Below are 13838 nucleotides of genomic sequence, written 5' to 3'. Positions count from 1 at the left end.
GAGGAATAGTAGCGGATAAATAACCTGTAAATAACCGCTTTTGTAGTTGCACAGAAGACTAAAAGTCCGTAAACTTCGGCCTTCACTTTATCGCTGAATTAGTGATCGGCGATAATAATTAAAATAGGTTATCCACATAACCGCAAAATATCGGAGTACGTTATGTCACTAAGTGCAGAACAGAAAGCTGAGATTGTAGCAAAATTTGGTCGCGCAGAAGGCGATACTGGTTCACCTGAAGTTCAAGTTGCATTGTACACAGTACAAATCAACCACCTTCAAGGTCACTTCAAAGAGCACATCCATGATCACCACAGCCGTCGTGGTCTACTACGCATGGTTAGTCAACGTCGTAAATTACTTGACTACTTAAAGCGTAAAAATGTTGCAGCTTACACAGCATTAATCGCAGAATTAGGTTTACGTCGTTAATTCGATTTCAAACTTAATTTCAAAAAGAGCCTAAGGGCTCTTTTTTTGTATCTATTGAATAGTGCTATTGCTATCCATGTAGTTTTTTAACGATTATTAATCGCAGAATTAGGTTTACGTCGTCTATATAAAACCCGCGACCTCAAACTTAATGTCAAAAAGAGCCTAAGGGCTCTTTTTTTTGTTTGTGGGCTTTAAAAATTAATACTCACAAGTAAAAATGTTGCAGCGAGTAATAAACGGCATTAATCTCAGAATTAGGTTTACGTCGTCTATATAAAACCCGCGACTCCAACTTAATGTCACAAAGAGCTTAAGGGCTCTTTTTTTGTGGGCTTTAAAAATTAATACTCACAAGTAAAAATATTGCAGCGAGTAATAAACAGCATTAATCGCAGAATTAGGTTTACGTCGTCTATATAAAACCCGCGACCTCAAACTTAATGTCAAAAAGAGCCTAAGGGCTCTTTTTTTGTGGCTGTTGAAAATGAGTTTACAGATAGATTTGTTTATTCATTTTTTTCTGTTTATTAGTTCGCTTTGATTTATTTCTCTTAACTGAGCAAGTAAATGGTAATAAATCTCATTTAAAAACCATTTATTCACTCTTTGCTATTGTTAAATTGATATTATTCATATATTTATAGTACTAAAGGAGTGCTTTAATGAATTACTGTTCATTATATTGTGTTTTATTTAACGCAAAGGGATCGCACTTAAAATAAATATAAATATAAATATAAAAAGGTTAATTTAAATGGATTTTTCTTGGCTACTTATCTGTGCGCTATTAGTATTTTGTATGCAAGCAGGTTTTTTATGCTTAGAAAGTGGCAAAATTCGCAGTAAAAATAGCATCAATGTAGCTGCTAAAAATATCTCTGATTTCATCCTCTCTAGTGTTATTTTTTGGATCTTTGGTTTTGCCATTATGTTTGGTGATTCATTTTATGGTGTCTTAGGCTTTAGCGAATTTTTTGTTGGCGAACAACAGTCGGCTTACCAAATTAGTTTTTTCTTATTTCAGATGATGTTCTGTGGAACTGCAGCAACGCTTTTATCTGGCGCTGTGGCTGAAAGGATGACTTTCGTTGGCTATCTCTGCATTGCCTGTATTTTATCTGCTGTAATTTATCCTGTTGTAGGACATTGGGTGTGGGCTTCTGCTTATCAAGCAGGGAATCAAGGTTGGTTAGAGTCCATAGGTTTTATTGACTTCGCTGGTTCAACTGTTGTTCATTCCGTAGGGGGGTATGTAGCGCTCGCTGCGATTATCATTATTGGACCAAGGCTTGGGCGCTTTAGTGGCGAAAAGGCATTTTCAATAGGTAATAACGTCCCATTGTCAGTATTAGGGGTTTTATTACTCTGGTTTGGTTGGTTTGGTTTTAACGGAGGTAGTACACTTCAACTAACAGATCGAGTCCCTTTAATTATCTTAAACACCTGCCTAGCTGCTTCTTGGGGCGGCATTATCTCTTCCATTTTACATTATTATTTTAAACGTTTTTTTGATGTGGGGTTTCTTCTTAATGGTGTCATTGCAGGGTTAGTGTCTATTACTGCTAACTGCCATGTTGTATCTCCTTTTGAAGCCATGTTAATCGGTATCGTAGGTGGCATTATTTTGTATTTTTCTACTTTATGGTTGGAAAAATTAAAAATAGATGACGCGTTAGGTGTGGTGCCTTCGCATCTATTTGCTGGGATATGGGGAACATTAGCTTTAGCCATATTTGCAGACTTGTCATTACTGGATACTGGGTTAACTCGTTGGGGACAAATCCAAGCGCAATTAATCGGGGTGGTAAGCATAGGTGTTTATTGTTTTACGCTAAGTTACCTGCTGATATCTCTACTGAACCGCTTTGTACTTCTTCGGGTTAGTGAAGACAGTGAGACCAAGGGAATGAATGTATCGGAGCACCAAGCTTCAACCGAGTTAATCGACTTACTGAGTACTATGCATCGACAAAAAGAAGCGGGGGCATTTAATGATCCAGTACCGGTCGAGCCATTTACAGAGGTTGGGCAAATTGCCCGCCAATATAACGAAGTTATTGCTCGTGTAAATAGTGAGATGTCCAAACGTGACAATGCGATCAATGATTTTAAAGCCAGTGAAAAACGTAAAAGCGCAATTCTTGAATCCTCTATGGATAGTATTTTAATTATTAATTTATCTGGGGAAATTATTGAGTTTAACCCTTCTGCAGAACGTAACTTTGGGTGTGTAAAACAGCAAGTAAAGGGGAAAAATTTCATTGATCTCTTTATTCAAGATGCTGATCGAGATGTTATTCAAGCGAGTTTAGATTGTAAGTTTTCTGGCTCTGAAGGTATTTTACGCAACATTCGTAATAGTATTACTTTGATGCGTAATATGAGCGAACCTTTTTCTGCCGAAATAACTGTAACTAGTGCTAATTTTGGTGATTCGAAACAGAACGAATTTACACTACATATTCGAGATGTTACTCGTCAACTCAAACTACAAGATAATTTACGTCAACTTGCATACAGCGATCCCCTCACTGGTTTATATAATCGAACATACTTAATGGGTTCACTCACTAAAGCAATCGAATTAAACCAATATAAAGACAGTAATGTTTTACTGTTTTTCATGGACTTAGATAAGTTTAAAAAAATCAATGACACCTTAGGGCACAAAGCAGGAGATGATCTACTCTGTGAAGTTGCTGAGCGGTTAATCCATGTTACACATGATAACGACATTATTGCACGTTGGGGAGGAGACGAGTTTGTCATTTTAATGACCGGTCATTTCACTCCTGAAGTCGCTCATAAAAAAGCAAACGCTGTGTTAACCGTGATGCGTAATCCGTTAACCTTAGCCGGACGCAAGTTAACCATTCCTACCAGTATTGGTGTCGTGATGACTGAAAAAGGCAAACAGTACAAAGCTGAACAATTGATTCAACATGCTGATATCGCAATGTATCATGCTAAAGAGCAAGGCCGAGATAACTATCAAATATTTGAAATGGAAATGATACACAGTGTCCAACGAAGCTTTAATTATGAACAAGAGATGCAAGTAGGTATTAATTCTGGCAAACAGTTTAATTTGGTTTATCAACCTAAAGTAACCCAATTAGGAGAGTTATTAGGTTTTGAGGCTTTGATGAGATGGCATCACCCTAAAGAAGGCTTTATTTCACCCGTTGAGTTTATCCCGATTGCCGAAGAGTCAGACCTTATTATCAATATTGGTGAGTTTGCGTTGTTAGAGGTTGTTCAACAGTTAAGTGATTGGCAAGCAAAAGGTTACCAAAATGTACCAGTTTCAGTGAACATTTCAGGTAAACACCTTGTATCAGAACGTTTAGTGCCATTCATAGAGACATTGCTGATTGAGTACGCGTTAGATGCAAACTTATTAGAAGTAGAAATTACCGAAGGAGTTTTGTTAACTGATATCGATCGGTGCATCGAAGTGTTGTCTCAACTCAAGGGCCTTAATATTAAAATATCCATTGATGATTTTGGTACAGGTTACTCCTCTTTAAATTACTTAAAACGATTACCGATAGACGTATTAAAAATTGATAAATCCTTCGTCGATGACTGTGCCACCTTAATAGAAGATGGTGAGATTTGTGCCACCATTATTAACTTAGCCAATAGCTTGCGATTAATGACAGTGGCAGAAGGAGTTGAAGATCAAACTCAATTAAACTTTTTATTAGCGCATGGATGTCAAGTTTTTCAGGGTTACTTATTTTCAAAACCACAAATAGCGCAAGAGATAGAACAGCTCTATTTCAAACAGTAAAATGGTTTAATCAATGATAATGGTTAAGCATAGATTGATTGAAAAAGAGGCTATTTATCAAGGCTGCTCTTAATTTTTATACAAGAAATGAAACATTTTTTGATGCAACAAGGATCTATTGATAATTTTAATAATAGGCGCTTGGTAATATGAAAGTTAACTGGTAACGTTAAGCGATTAAAGCCCGATACATACTGTGTGACAGGCTCTAGCCATACGTCAAACCTTATATCTTTAAAATAGCTTACCTAAAGGATTATATTATGAAGCTAAATTCAATTGTTAAAACCTCTCTTCTTGCTGCGGCACTTATCTCTTCTGGTTTACAAGCAAAGCCTGTTTATGTTGCGACTACAGCGATTGTTGAACATCCTGCTTTAGATGCTGTTCGTGACGGTATTAAATCGGTATTAGACGAAAGTAAATATAAAGGTGATGAACTAAAATTTACCTATGAAAGCGCACAAGGACAACCGGCGATTGCAGCACAAATAGCTCGAAAATTAGTGGGGGAGCAGCCTGATGTCATCGTGGCAATTGCCACGCCATCTGCACAAGCAGCCGTCAGTGTAAGTCGCGATATTCCTGTTGTATTCTCAGCGGTAACCGATCCTATTGGTGCCAAGTTAGTACCAACACTTGAGCAACCAGGTGGTAATGTGACTGGGTTATCTGACATGGTCAATGTGAAACAACATATCGAATTAATCAAAGAGTTTATTCCTAATCTGAAAACATTAGGTGTCCCTTATAATCCAGGTGAAGCTAATTCTGTTTCAAGTGTTGCGGCACTTAAAGCGGCCGCTGCTGAAATGGGCATTAAAGTAATTGAATCAGCTGCGCCTAAATCATCTGATGTAATGATTGCGACTAAACAGTTAGTGGGTAAAGTTGATGCGATTTACTGCCCAATTGATAATACAATTATCAGTGCTGTAGAGTCTGTGATTAAAGTGGGTATCGATGCACAAATCCCTGTTTTTGCTGGTGATACAGATACCGTTTCCCGTGGTGCTGTTGCTGCTGTCGGTTACAACTACTTCGATTTAGGTCGCCAAACAGGTGATATCGTAGTGAGTATTTTAGACGGTGAAAAACCTGGTGCTATTGATGTCAAACTAGCAAAAGGGACTGACTTATTTGTTAACCCTAAAATGGCTGCGCGCATGGGCGTAACTGTACCAGAATCTGTATTAACACGTGCTACTAAAGTTATTAAATAAGAACGGAACACTATGTCACTTTTTTCATTTTTAGGTACCTTAGAAATTGGCCTCATTTATGGTTTAGTTGCCATTGGGGTCTACCTTACTTTTCGTATTTTAGATTTTCCCGACCTGACCGTTGATGGTAGTTTCACTTTAGGTGCAGCGGTAACTGCAACACTGATCGTGATGGGGGTTAATGTTTTATTGGCAACTGTCATTGGAACATTAGCTGCTGCTTGTGCAGGTTTAGTAACCGCATGGTTGAATTTACGTTTTGATATCTTGCATCTCTTAGCGAGTATCTTAACCATGACTGCACTCTATACCATTAACTTACGTGTAATGGGGAAACCGAATGTTGCGTTGATTATGGAACCAACCATCTTAACGCCATTTGAAGGGATCTTTGGGTTACCTGATATGTATATGCGTGTGATTTTTGTTGCCATTTGTGCAGTGGCTGGTGGGTTACTCGTTGCATGGTTCTTAAGAACGCAGTATGGATTAGCAATGCGTGCCGTTGGCTCAAATAAACGTATGGCGCAAGCAAACGGGATTGTTGTTAAACAAAAAGTATACGCAGGTTTAGCCTTATCTAACGGTCTTGTTGGGTTGGCCGGGGCATTGTTTGCACAAACTAATGGGTTTGCTGACTCAACCATGGGTATTGGTACCATTGTTGTTGGTTTAGCAGCGGTGATCATTGGTCAATCATTATTCGCAAGTCGTTCAATGTATGTCATCGTATTAAGTTGTATTGTGGGCTCTGTGTTATACCGTTTAGCAGTTTCTTTAGCACTTAATGCTGACTTCTTAGGGTTTAGCGCCTCAGATCTTAATTTAATTACGGCAGTATTAGTTGCGCTAGCATTAATATTTCCTAAGTTACGAAATGAATGGAAGGCCAAACAAGCTGCGAGGAATGAAGCATGATTTGTTGTAAAGATTTACACGTTACCTTTAACCGAGGTTTACCGACGGAAAAGCTCGCATTACGTGGTATCGACTTAACCATCCCAATGGGTGAGTTTGTTACTGTCATTGGTTCAAACGGCGCAGGTAAATCGACACTGTTAAATACTATTGCCGGTGATATTAATAGCACTAAAGGGCAAATTTTATTTGGTGACCGTGATGTGACTAAATTACCTGCTACAGGTCGTACTGCTGATATCGCGCGAGTATTCCAAGATCCACTGGCAGGTACCTGTGGTGACTTAACTGTTGAAGAAAATATGGCACTAGCTTATGGCCGAGGTCAAAAAGGGCGTTTATCTTCTGCTTTAAATAGTAAAATGCGTAACGTGTTTCGCGAACAATTAAGTCGCTTAAACTTAGGGCTTGAGAATCGTCTTGAAAGTGAAATGGGGCTGCTTTCAGGTGGGCAACGCCAATCTGTTAGCTTATTGATGTCAGCGTTACAGCCAAGTACAATTCTATTATTAGATGAGCATACCGCTGCCCTTGACCCAAAAACAGCTGCGCTGATCATGGATATCACTTCACAAATTATCGCTGAAAAGCAATTAACAGTGATGATGGTTACTCACTCAATGCGTCAAGCACTAGACCATGGCTCACGGACTATCATGCTACATGAAGGTAAGATTATCTTTGATTTAGCTGGTGAAAAACGAGCCGGTTATGAAGTAAAAGACCTATTAAACCTATTTGCTCAAGCAAAAAGTGACGGTGAAGAGTTAGATGACGATAAGTTGCTACTAGGCGCTTAATTGCCAGTAACTTTGTGATTTAGTTTTACCTTCATTAACAATAAAAAAAGAGCCTAAGGGCTCTTTTTTATATGTATGAACTCTTAAATAAAGATTAAGCCGTAGAATGTAAGCCAATCATATTTCCTTCAGAATCAACCACCAAGCAGATAAATCCATATTCACCAATATCCATTTTAGGTCTTTGAATTGAACCACCTGCCGCTTTTACTTTTGCAGCTTCGTTGGCGCAATCATCACATGCAAAATAAACCAGCGTACCACCTCCACCTGCAATAACATGCTCCATTTTAACCAGAGCGCCAGTCGCACCATATCTTTCCATATCAGAAGGGAATGCGAGCATTTGTATGCTGCTATCATTTGGATCGCCAATACTCTCTAACGTCACTTCAAATACGGTTTCATAAAATGTTTTAGCGCGCGCTAAATCATCTACATAAATTTCAAACCAGCCGATAGGATTCTTAGACATGCTTTTCTCCTCAATAATGACTTACTTTCAAATAATAGAAATAACGTTTTAGTTGATTAGTACATGACCTTTATGACAATTCAAGTTGTATAGGGTGAGTTAGATTATAAAAGCCAAATTTCTAGCCTTTATAGGTAGTAAAATAAGGGGATTAAAATAAAGGTAACTTTAAAAGTAGAAGAGAATTTGTAAAGTAAGGTGACAGCATATTTAAAACAATAGTATTGTTTACCTTTCTCTCCATAAACCAATCAGGAAAAATAATGCGTCCAAGTGAACAATTAAAACAAAGCTGTATTGAAAACTGGTCAGCTGCAACAGCTCATCCTTTTTGTATTGAACTAGCTGATGGAAGCTTACCATTAGAAAAAATGCGAGTGTATTTGGCTCAAGATTATACCTTTATTGATAACTTTGTACGTTTAGCCGCTTCAGCAATACATCATGCACCAGCGTTACCTGATCGTTTACCATTAGCACATTTTCTTGGGATTATTGCAGGCCCTGAAAACACCTATTTTCAACGCTCCTTTGACATGCTAGAAGTCGCTCAATCTGAACGAGTTTCACCTTTGCTATTACAGCCAACGAATGACTTTCAAGCATTAATGTTAAAAGCGGCAAATAGCGGTGAATATGGCAACATGGTTGCGGTATTGTGTGTCGCTGAATGGGTTTATTTAAGCTGGGCTGAGCCTGTTGTTGCTGCTGTAGAGTCATTACCTTTTTATTTTGGAGAGTGGATTACCTTACATGCTGGCGAGTATTTTGAATCAGTCGTTGAGCATTTACGCTCTCAGCTCGACACCGCTTACAATAAAGCCGATGCAAGCCAACAAGAAACCATCAAAGAGTACTTTCAACAAGCCGTATTATTAGAAAAGCAGTTTTTTGATGCTTGTTATGAATAAAGAACAGTAGCCAATATACAAAGGTGTGTTGGTTACAGGTTGAATGAAGCTCAGCCTGAACTTAGGTATTGAGCTTTACTTCTTTATATCACCAAAAACAATATCTTGATGTCCATCAACCCATAACTCATGTTTTGCCATCACTTTAGTAAACATTGTACTTTGTAGGTAACCGCTTAACCAAGCTCGCAGTTTAGGGTAGGGGGACTGTTGATACCATTGACGTTCAACTTTTGAAAATTGGCGTACAAAAGGCATGAGAGCAATATCTAATAACCCCTCACGCTCTGAGGCTAAAAAAGCATGTTTAGATAACCGATCCTCTAATTTTTGTAGATAAACCTCACAGGCCCGACGACACTCAACAATATTGTTTTCTTGGTAACGTTTGGCACATTTATAGGCTTCAACGGCAACAAAAAAGTGTTGTTCAAACTCATCAATAATAGCAATTATGTCGGAAAGTGGCTCTTCACCTTGAGAAGACAATAAGTGACTCGGATCATTATCTTTTAACACCTTCAACATAATATCGAGACTTTCTTCAATGACCTCGTTGCCATTTAATACCAACATAGGCACCGTGCCTTTTGTGGATAATGTGAGCATCTCTGGTGGCTTATTATTAAGCTTGATCGCGCGAATTAATATCGGCTGTTGCGACTTAAAAATAGCAATACGAGCACGCATTGCATAAGGGCAATGTTGTAGTGAATAGAGAACAGGTAAATTGCTTAGCATTGTCAACTCGCATAACAGATGTAAATACGTCATATATTACCTGTACAGTAGCAACGGAGCCAGTCCAGAAAACGATTGTAGATTTGATCGGCTTATTTTGTACACTTTTTAGAAGATTCATTGTTTAGCGGTTAATTTTTGATGAGACTGATTGTTTTCTCTTAAAATTTTTATCTAAAAAATGTTAAAACTTATCTGCATCACGTATACTGTCGGCGCGATAAAAAGCAAAATGAAAATAATACTATTAAAGGAAAAAAAATGACTCCTATTGTAAAAAGTTTCCAGTATGGCGAACATACGGTAACACTAGAAACTGGCGTAATTGCACGTCAAGCAACTGCCGCTGTAATGTGTAGCATGGACGATACATGTGTATTCGTTTCAGTTGTTGGTAAAAATGCAGATGATCAAGAGCGTGATTTCTTCCCTCTTACTGTTAACTACCAAGAAAAAACATACGCTGCAGGTAAAATCCCAGGTGGTTTCTTCAAACGTGAAGGTCGTCCATCTGAAGAAGAAACGTTAATTGCACGTCTTATTGACCGTCCAGTTCGTCCTCTTTTCCCTGAAGGTTTCAAAAACGAAGTACAAGTGATTGCAACTGTTGTTTCAATCAACCCAGAAGTTAACCCAGATATCGTTGCTATGATTGCAACTTCTGCGGCACTATCTATCTCTGGTATGCCTTTTAACGGTCCTATCGGTTGTGCTCGTGTTGGTTATAAAGAAGGTCAATACCTACTTAACCCAACTAAAACAGAATTAGAAACAAGTGATCTAGACCTAGTTGTATCTGGTACAGACAACGCAGTATTAATGGTTGAATCTGAAGCGGGTATCTTAAGCGAAGACGTAATGTTAGGCGCGGTAGTATACGGTCACGATGAGCAACAAGTTGTTGTTGAAGCAATCAAAGAATTCGCAGCTGAAGTAGCTCGTCCTAAATGGGATTGGACTGCTCCAACACGTAACGATGCATTAGATGCTGCTGTTGCAACTGAAGCGCAAGCACGTTTTGAAGAAGCTTACCAAATCAGTGATAAAGGCGAGCGTTACGACGCAATCAAAGCTATCACTGCTGAAGTTAAAGAAAAATTATTAGCCGCTGACGAAGCACTAGCAGCTAAGCAAGTAGGTGAATACCTACACGATTTAGAGAAAACGGTTGTACGTACTCGCATCATCAAAGGTGAGCCGCGTATCGATGGTCGTGATCCTGAAAGTGTTCGTGCACTTGACGTTCGTACTGGTGTATTACCACGTACTCATGGTTCTTCACTGTTTACACGTGGTGAAACGCAAGCACTTGTTACTGCTACATTAGGTACACAACGTGATGCACAAATCATCGACAGCCTAATGGGTGAGAAGAAAGATCACTTCTTATTACATTACAACTTCCCTCCATACTGTGTAGGTGAAACTGGTTTTGTTGGTTCTCCTAAGCGTCGTGAAATCGGTCACGGTCGTCTAGCGAAACGTGGTGTATTAGCAGTAATGCCTACGGTTGAAGAATTCCCATACACAGTACGTGTTGTATCTGAAATCACTGAATCTAACGGTTCATCTTCAATGGCTTCTGTTTGTGGTTCTTCTCTAGCACTTATGGATGCTGGTGTTCCACTTAAAGCATCTGTTGCGGGTATCGCGATGGGTCTAGTTAAAGAAGGCGAAGAGTTCGTTGTTCTTTCTGATATCTTAGGTGATGAAGATCATCTTGGTGATATGGACTTTAAAGTAGCGGGTACAACTAACGGTATCACTGCTTTACAAATGGATATCAAAATTGAAGGTATCACTCGTGAAATCATGCAAATTGCGTTAAACCAAGCAAAAGCTGCACGTTTACACATTCTATCTGTAATGGATGAAGCGATTTCTGAAGGTCGTCAAGATATTTCACAATTTGCACCACGTATCCACACACTGAAAATCAACACGGATAAAATCCGTGATGTTATCGGTAAAGGCGGCGCAGTTATCCGTGCTCTATGTGAAGAAACAGGTACAACTATCGAAATCGAAGATGATGGTACTGTTAAAATCGCTGCAACATCTGGTGAGCAAGCTGACGATGCAATCAACCGCATTAAAGCACTTACAGCTGAAGTTGAAGTAGGTACTATCTACACTGGTAAAGTTGTTCGTTTAGCTGATTTCGGCGCATTCGTTAACATTCTTCCTGGTAAAGACGGTCTTGTTCACATCTCACAAATCTGTGAAGAGCGTGTTCAAAAAGTATCTGATTATCTGAAAGAAGGTCAAGAAGTTAAAGTTAAAGTACTAGAAGTAGATCGCCAAGGTCGTGTACGTCTTTCTATGAAAGAAGCAGCAGAGAAGAAAGAAGAAGTTGCAGAAGCGCCAGCAGCTGAGTAATTTTTCTTAAGGTTTGCTTTTAGTTAAGTAAACTTTTGCATAACTTGATAGAGCAAGCTTCGGCTTGCTTTTTTTGTGCCTGAAGGAAAGTGGTGGATGTTATTTTTTGAGGCTGGGCTCGTCTTCGCTCGTCTTCGCTCGTCGGGGCTTGTTGATTTTTATTAGCGGTGGTTTCGCCCTGTCGGCGACCTCCTTTCTTTTACCAGAAAAGAAAGGAGGCAAAGAAACTGGCCACCGAGTCGCTTTCTGACCCAACCAATGAAGAACTTTCTTAACGCACCAGTTCATACGCACATCCATGTGCTAAATGAACTTACAGCAAACGTCCTGTTTGCTGTTGCTGAAAGTACTTAATTGTTAGGGAAAGCTTGACGGTGGGGGAGTTGTAGCTGTCTTGATTTTTGATTCGCTTGCGCTCGTTGTGGCTGGTTTTTCCGTGCCTGAAGGAAAGATGCTGTTTTGGTTATGTTGTTTGAGGCTGGCTCGTCTGCGCTCGTCGTGGCTTGTTGATTTTTATCCACTGTGGTTTCGCCCTGTCGGCGACTTTACTTTCTCTCTGCCAGCAGAGAAAGTAAGCAAAGAGACTGGCCCCGATCGTTTTTTAATCTGAATAAATGGCTACCTTCTTAACGCACCGCTCATACGCCACATCCATGTTGCGAACTGAGCTAGCAACGGCATCCATGCCTTAGCTTACTAAAGGCAGCCATTGATTCAGGAAAACTCAACGGGGGGGATTGGCCTAGCCACGATGTGGTTCGTTTTTTAATTAGCTATTTTATGTTGTTAGCTTGAATGTGCAGCAGATCTTTTATCTTTATCTTTTTCTTTTTCTTTTTAGTTTTTCATTCGCATATTTTCAGGAACAGCCATTAAAAATGGTGATTTCATAAAATACCTCAGCAAATAAAATACATGTTTATTTACACCGTGTGGAGCGTTTGCCACCTTTCTGTCGTAAATATTGCATTTTGTCATCTTTCTACATGACTTATATTTCATATTTTATTTTAAATTGTTGATTAAATTGATGATTGCAGTAATCTAACTCTATTATTAATCATTAGATGTTTGCCATCTTTCCGCTGGAAAGGTGACATTTTGTTATCTAATAAGATGTTAAATTTGCCTTATCATCTACGGAGTATTATGAATATATTTAATTACTCACCAAAAGCAGTAGGAATAATTTATTCATTATTAATACCTATTTTTGGATTGATTTATTGGAGCTTTCCTTCCTTCTGGGAGTGCCCGCTTAGTCTTGTAGAGAGTATGTATTTTAGTGTCGTAACTATCACAACTCTTGGATATGGAGAAATTACTCCTGCTACTGACATAGCGAGGGTGCTTACTGCCCTTGAGGCATTATCTGGTATTTTTCTAATAGGTCTGTTCTTAAATTCACTTGCACATCGCTATTCAGAGAAAGAGACTGAGAAAGCTAAAATAAGAGAAGATGAGCAATGGAGACCAGCAAGAATACTTGTAGCCAGACATATATGCCGTGTCCATCAAATGCTATTCAATTCGTGCAGGTTCGTGTTTGATCCGGATTACCATATAGATACTAAAAGTCATGGGTTTCCCGCGAACATCACTCAAAGGCAAGCAGACTCTTTGGCAAAAGAACAACAAATAAAACACTTGGATTATCACTATAATGACTTAAAAAAAATGATTGAATATAACAATGTGGCTTTAGATTCTTCATTACAACCAAGAGTTATAACTTACATTGTTTTAGCAAAAGAGCTTCTTAGTACTTGTAAGTTCGTAGTTGATGCATACAAAGACACGAATGGAAGCCAATTTCATAGTAGCTATAATGATCAAGATGTACATGATATGGAAAATATATTTCAAGAAATGTTAGCTCTTTTTCCTGAAATAATTGAACTTGAAAAGCCGATTGGACCCGCTCCTATAACAGCTGATAGCATGTTAAAGCTTGTAACTTCTTCGAATAAAAAGTGTCAATTCATTAAACTAAGAATAGTTGATTAAACCGGCAAACTTAACAAGGCGTTTAAACGGAACTAAAACAGTTGGTTAGGTTTCGCTTCGCTACACATTATAACCAACAATTTTAGTCCGCTTAACGCGGCGTTGAGGCTGTAGAATTTCTCCAAAAAAGAGCGTTTATCACTCTTTTTTTCA

The 13838-nt window shown here is 38.8% G+C and carries 10 protein-coding genes; 8 read left to right on the top strand and 2 right to left on the bottom strand.

Annotated elements, in window-relative coordinates; genetic code table 11:
* The first annotated feature begins 162 nt into the window (after positions 1-162).
* From rpsO to OW492_RS16330, 5 genes are all read left to right on the top strand, one after another.
* Complete coding sequence (rpsO, locus tag OW492_RS16350; RefSeq protein ID WP_028870486.1) at positions 163-432, top strand: 30S ribosomal protein S15; 270 nt, start codon at positions 163-165, stop codon at positions 430-432.
* 757 nt (positions 433-1189) lie between these two features.
* The gene (amt, locus tag OW492_RS16345; RefSeq protein ID WP_290041542.1) at positions 1190-4231 is read left to right on the top strand and encodes an ammonium transporter; all 3042 of its coding nucleotides are present in this window, start codon (positions 1190-1192) and stop codon (positions 4229-4231) included.
* Between the two features lie 263 nt (positions 4232-4494).
* Positions 4495-5454: an ABC transporter substrate-binding protein gene (locus tag OW492_RS16340; protein ID WP_290041540.1), complete on the top strand. Its 960-nt coding sequence runs from the start codon at positions 4495-4497 to the stop codon at positions 5452-5454.
* A gap of 12 nt (positions 5455-5466) precedes the next feature.
* Positions 5467-6372: an ABC transporter permease gene (locus OW492_RS16335; protein ID WP_290041538.1), complete on the top strand. Its 906-nt coding sequence runs from the start codon at positions 5467-5469 to the stop codon at positions 6370-6372.
* Positions 6369-7172 carry an ABC transporter ATP-binding protein gene (locus OW492_RS16330; protein WP_290041537.1) on the top strand — a complete coding sequence of 268 codons (804 nt, stop codon included), beginning with the start codon at positions 6369-6371 and terminating at the stop codon, positions 7170-7172. Before OW492_RS16335 ends, OW492_RS16330 begins: the two co-directional genes overlap by 4 nt.
* Before the next feature lie 94 nt (positions 7173-7266).
* Here OW492_RS16330 and OW492_RS16325 read toward each other — a convergent pair whose 3' ends face one another.
* Positions 7267-7647 (bottom strand): VOC family protein, encoded by a 381-nt coding sequence (locus tag OW492_RS16325; RefSeq protein ID WP_290041536.1) that lies wholly within the window; start codon positions 7645-7647, stop codon positions 7267-7269.
* Between the two features lie 263 nt (positions 7648-7910).
* Here OW492_RS16325 and OW492_RS16320 point away from each other — a divergent pair, with 263 nt between their 5' ends.
* Entirely contained in the window at positions 7911-8558 is a 648-nt protein-coding gene (locus OW492_RS16320) for a TenA family protein (protein WP_290041534.1), read from the top strand.
* 75 nt (positions 8559-8633) lie between these two features.
* Here OW492_RS16320 and OW492_RS16315 read toward each other — a convergent pair whose 3' ends face one another.
* Complete coding sequence (locus OW492_RS16315) at positions 8634-9299, bottom strand: glutathione S-transferase (protein WP_290041532.1); 666 nt, start codon at positions 9297-9299, stop codon at positions 8634-8636.
* A 261-nt stretch (positions 9300-9560) separates the two neighbouring features.
* On the opposite strand from OW492_RS16315, the gene pnp reads away from it, so the two are divergent.
* Complete coding sequence (pnp, locus tag OW492_RS16310) at positions 9561-11678, top strand: polyribonucleotide nucleotidyltransferase (RefSeq protein ID WP_290041531.1); 2118 nt, start codon at positions 9561-9563, stop codon at positions 11676-11678.
* 1149 nt (positions 11679-12827) lie between these two features.
* On the top strand, positions 12828-13685 hold the full coding sequence (locus OW492_RS16305; protein WP_290041530.1) for a potassium channel family protein: 858 nt from the start codon (positions 12828-12830) through the stop codon (positions 13683-13685).
* The last annotated feature ends 153 nt before the right edge of the window (positions 13686-13838 follow it).

It is taken from the genome of Psychromonas sp. 14N.309.X.WAT.B.A12 (assembly GCF_030397575.1).
Classification (GTDB): Bacteria; Pseudomonadota; Gammaproteobacteria; order Enterobacterales; family Psychromonadaceae; genus Psychromonas.
Note: the sequence above shows the minus strand (reverse complement) of the source record. Positions and strands in the feature narration are given on the sequence as shown.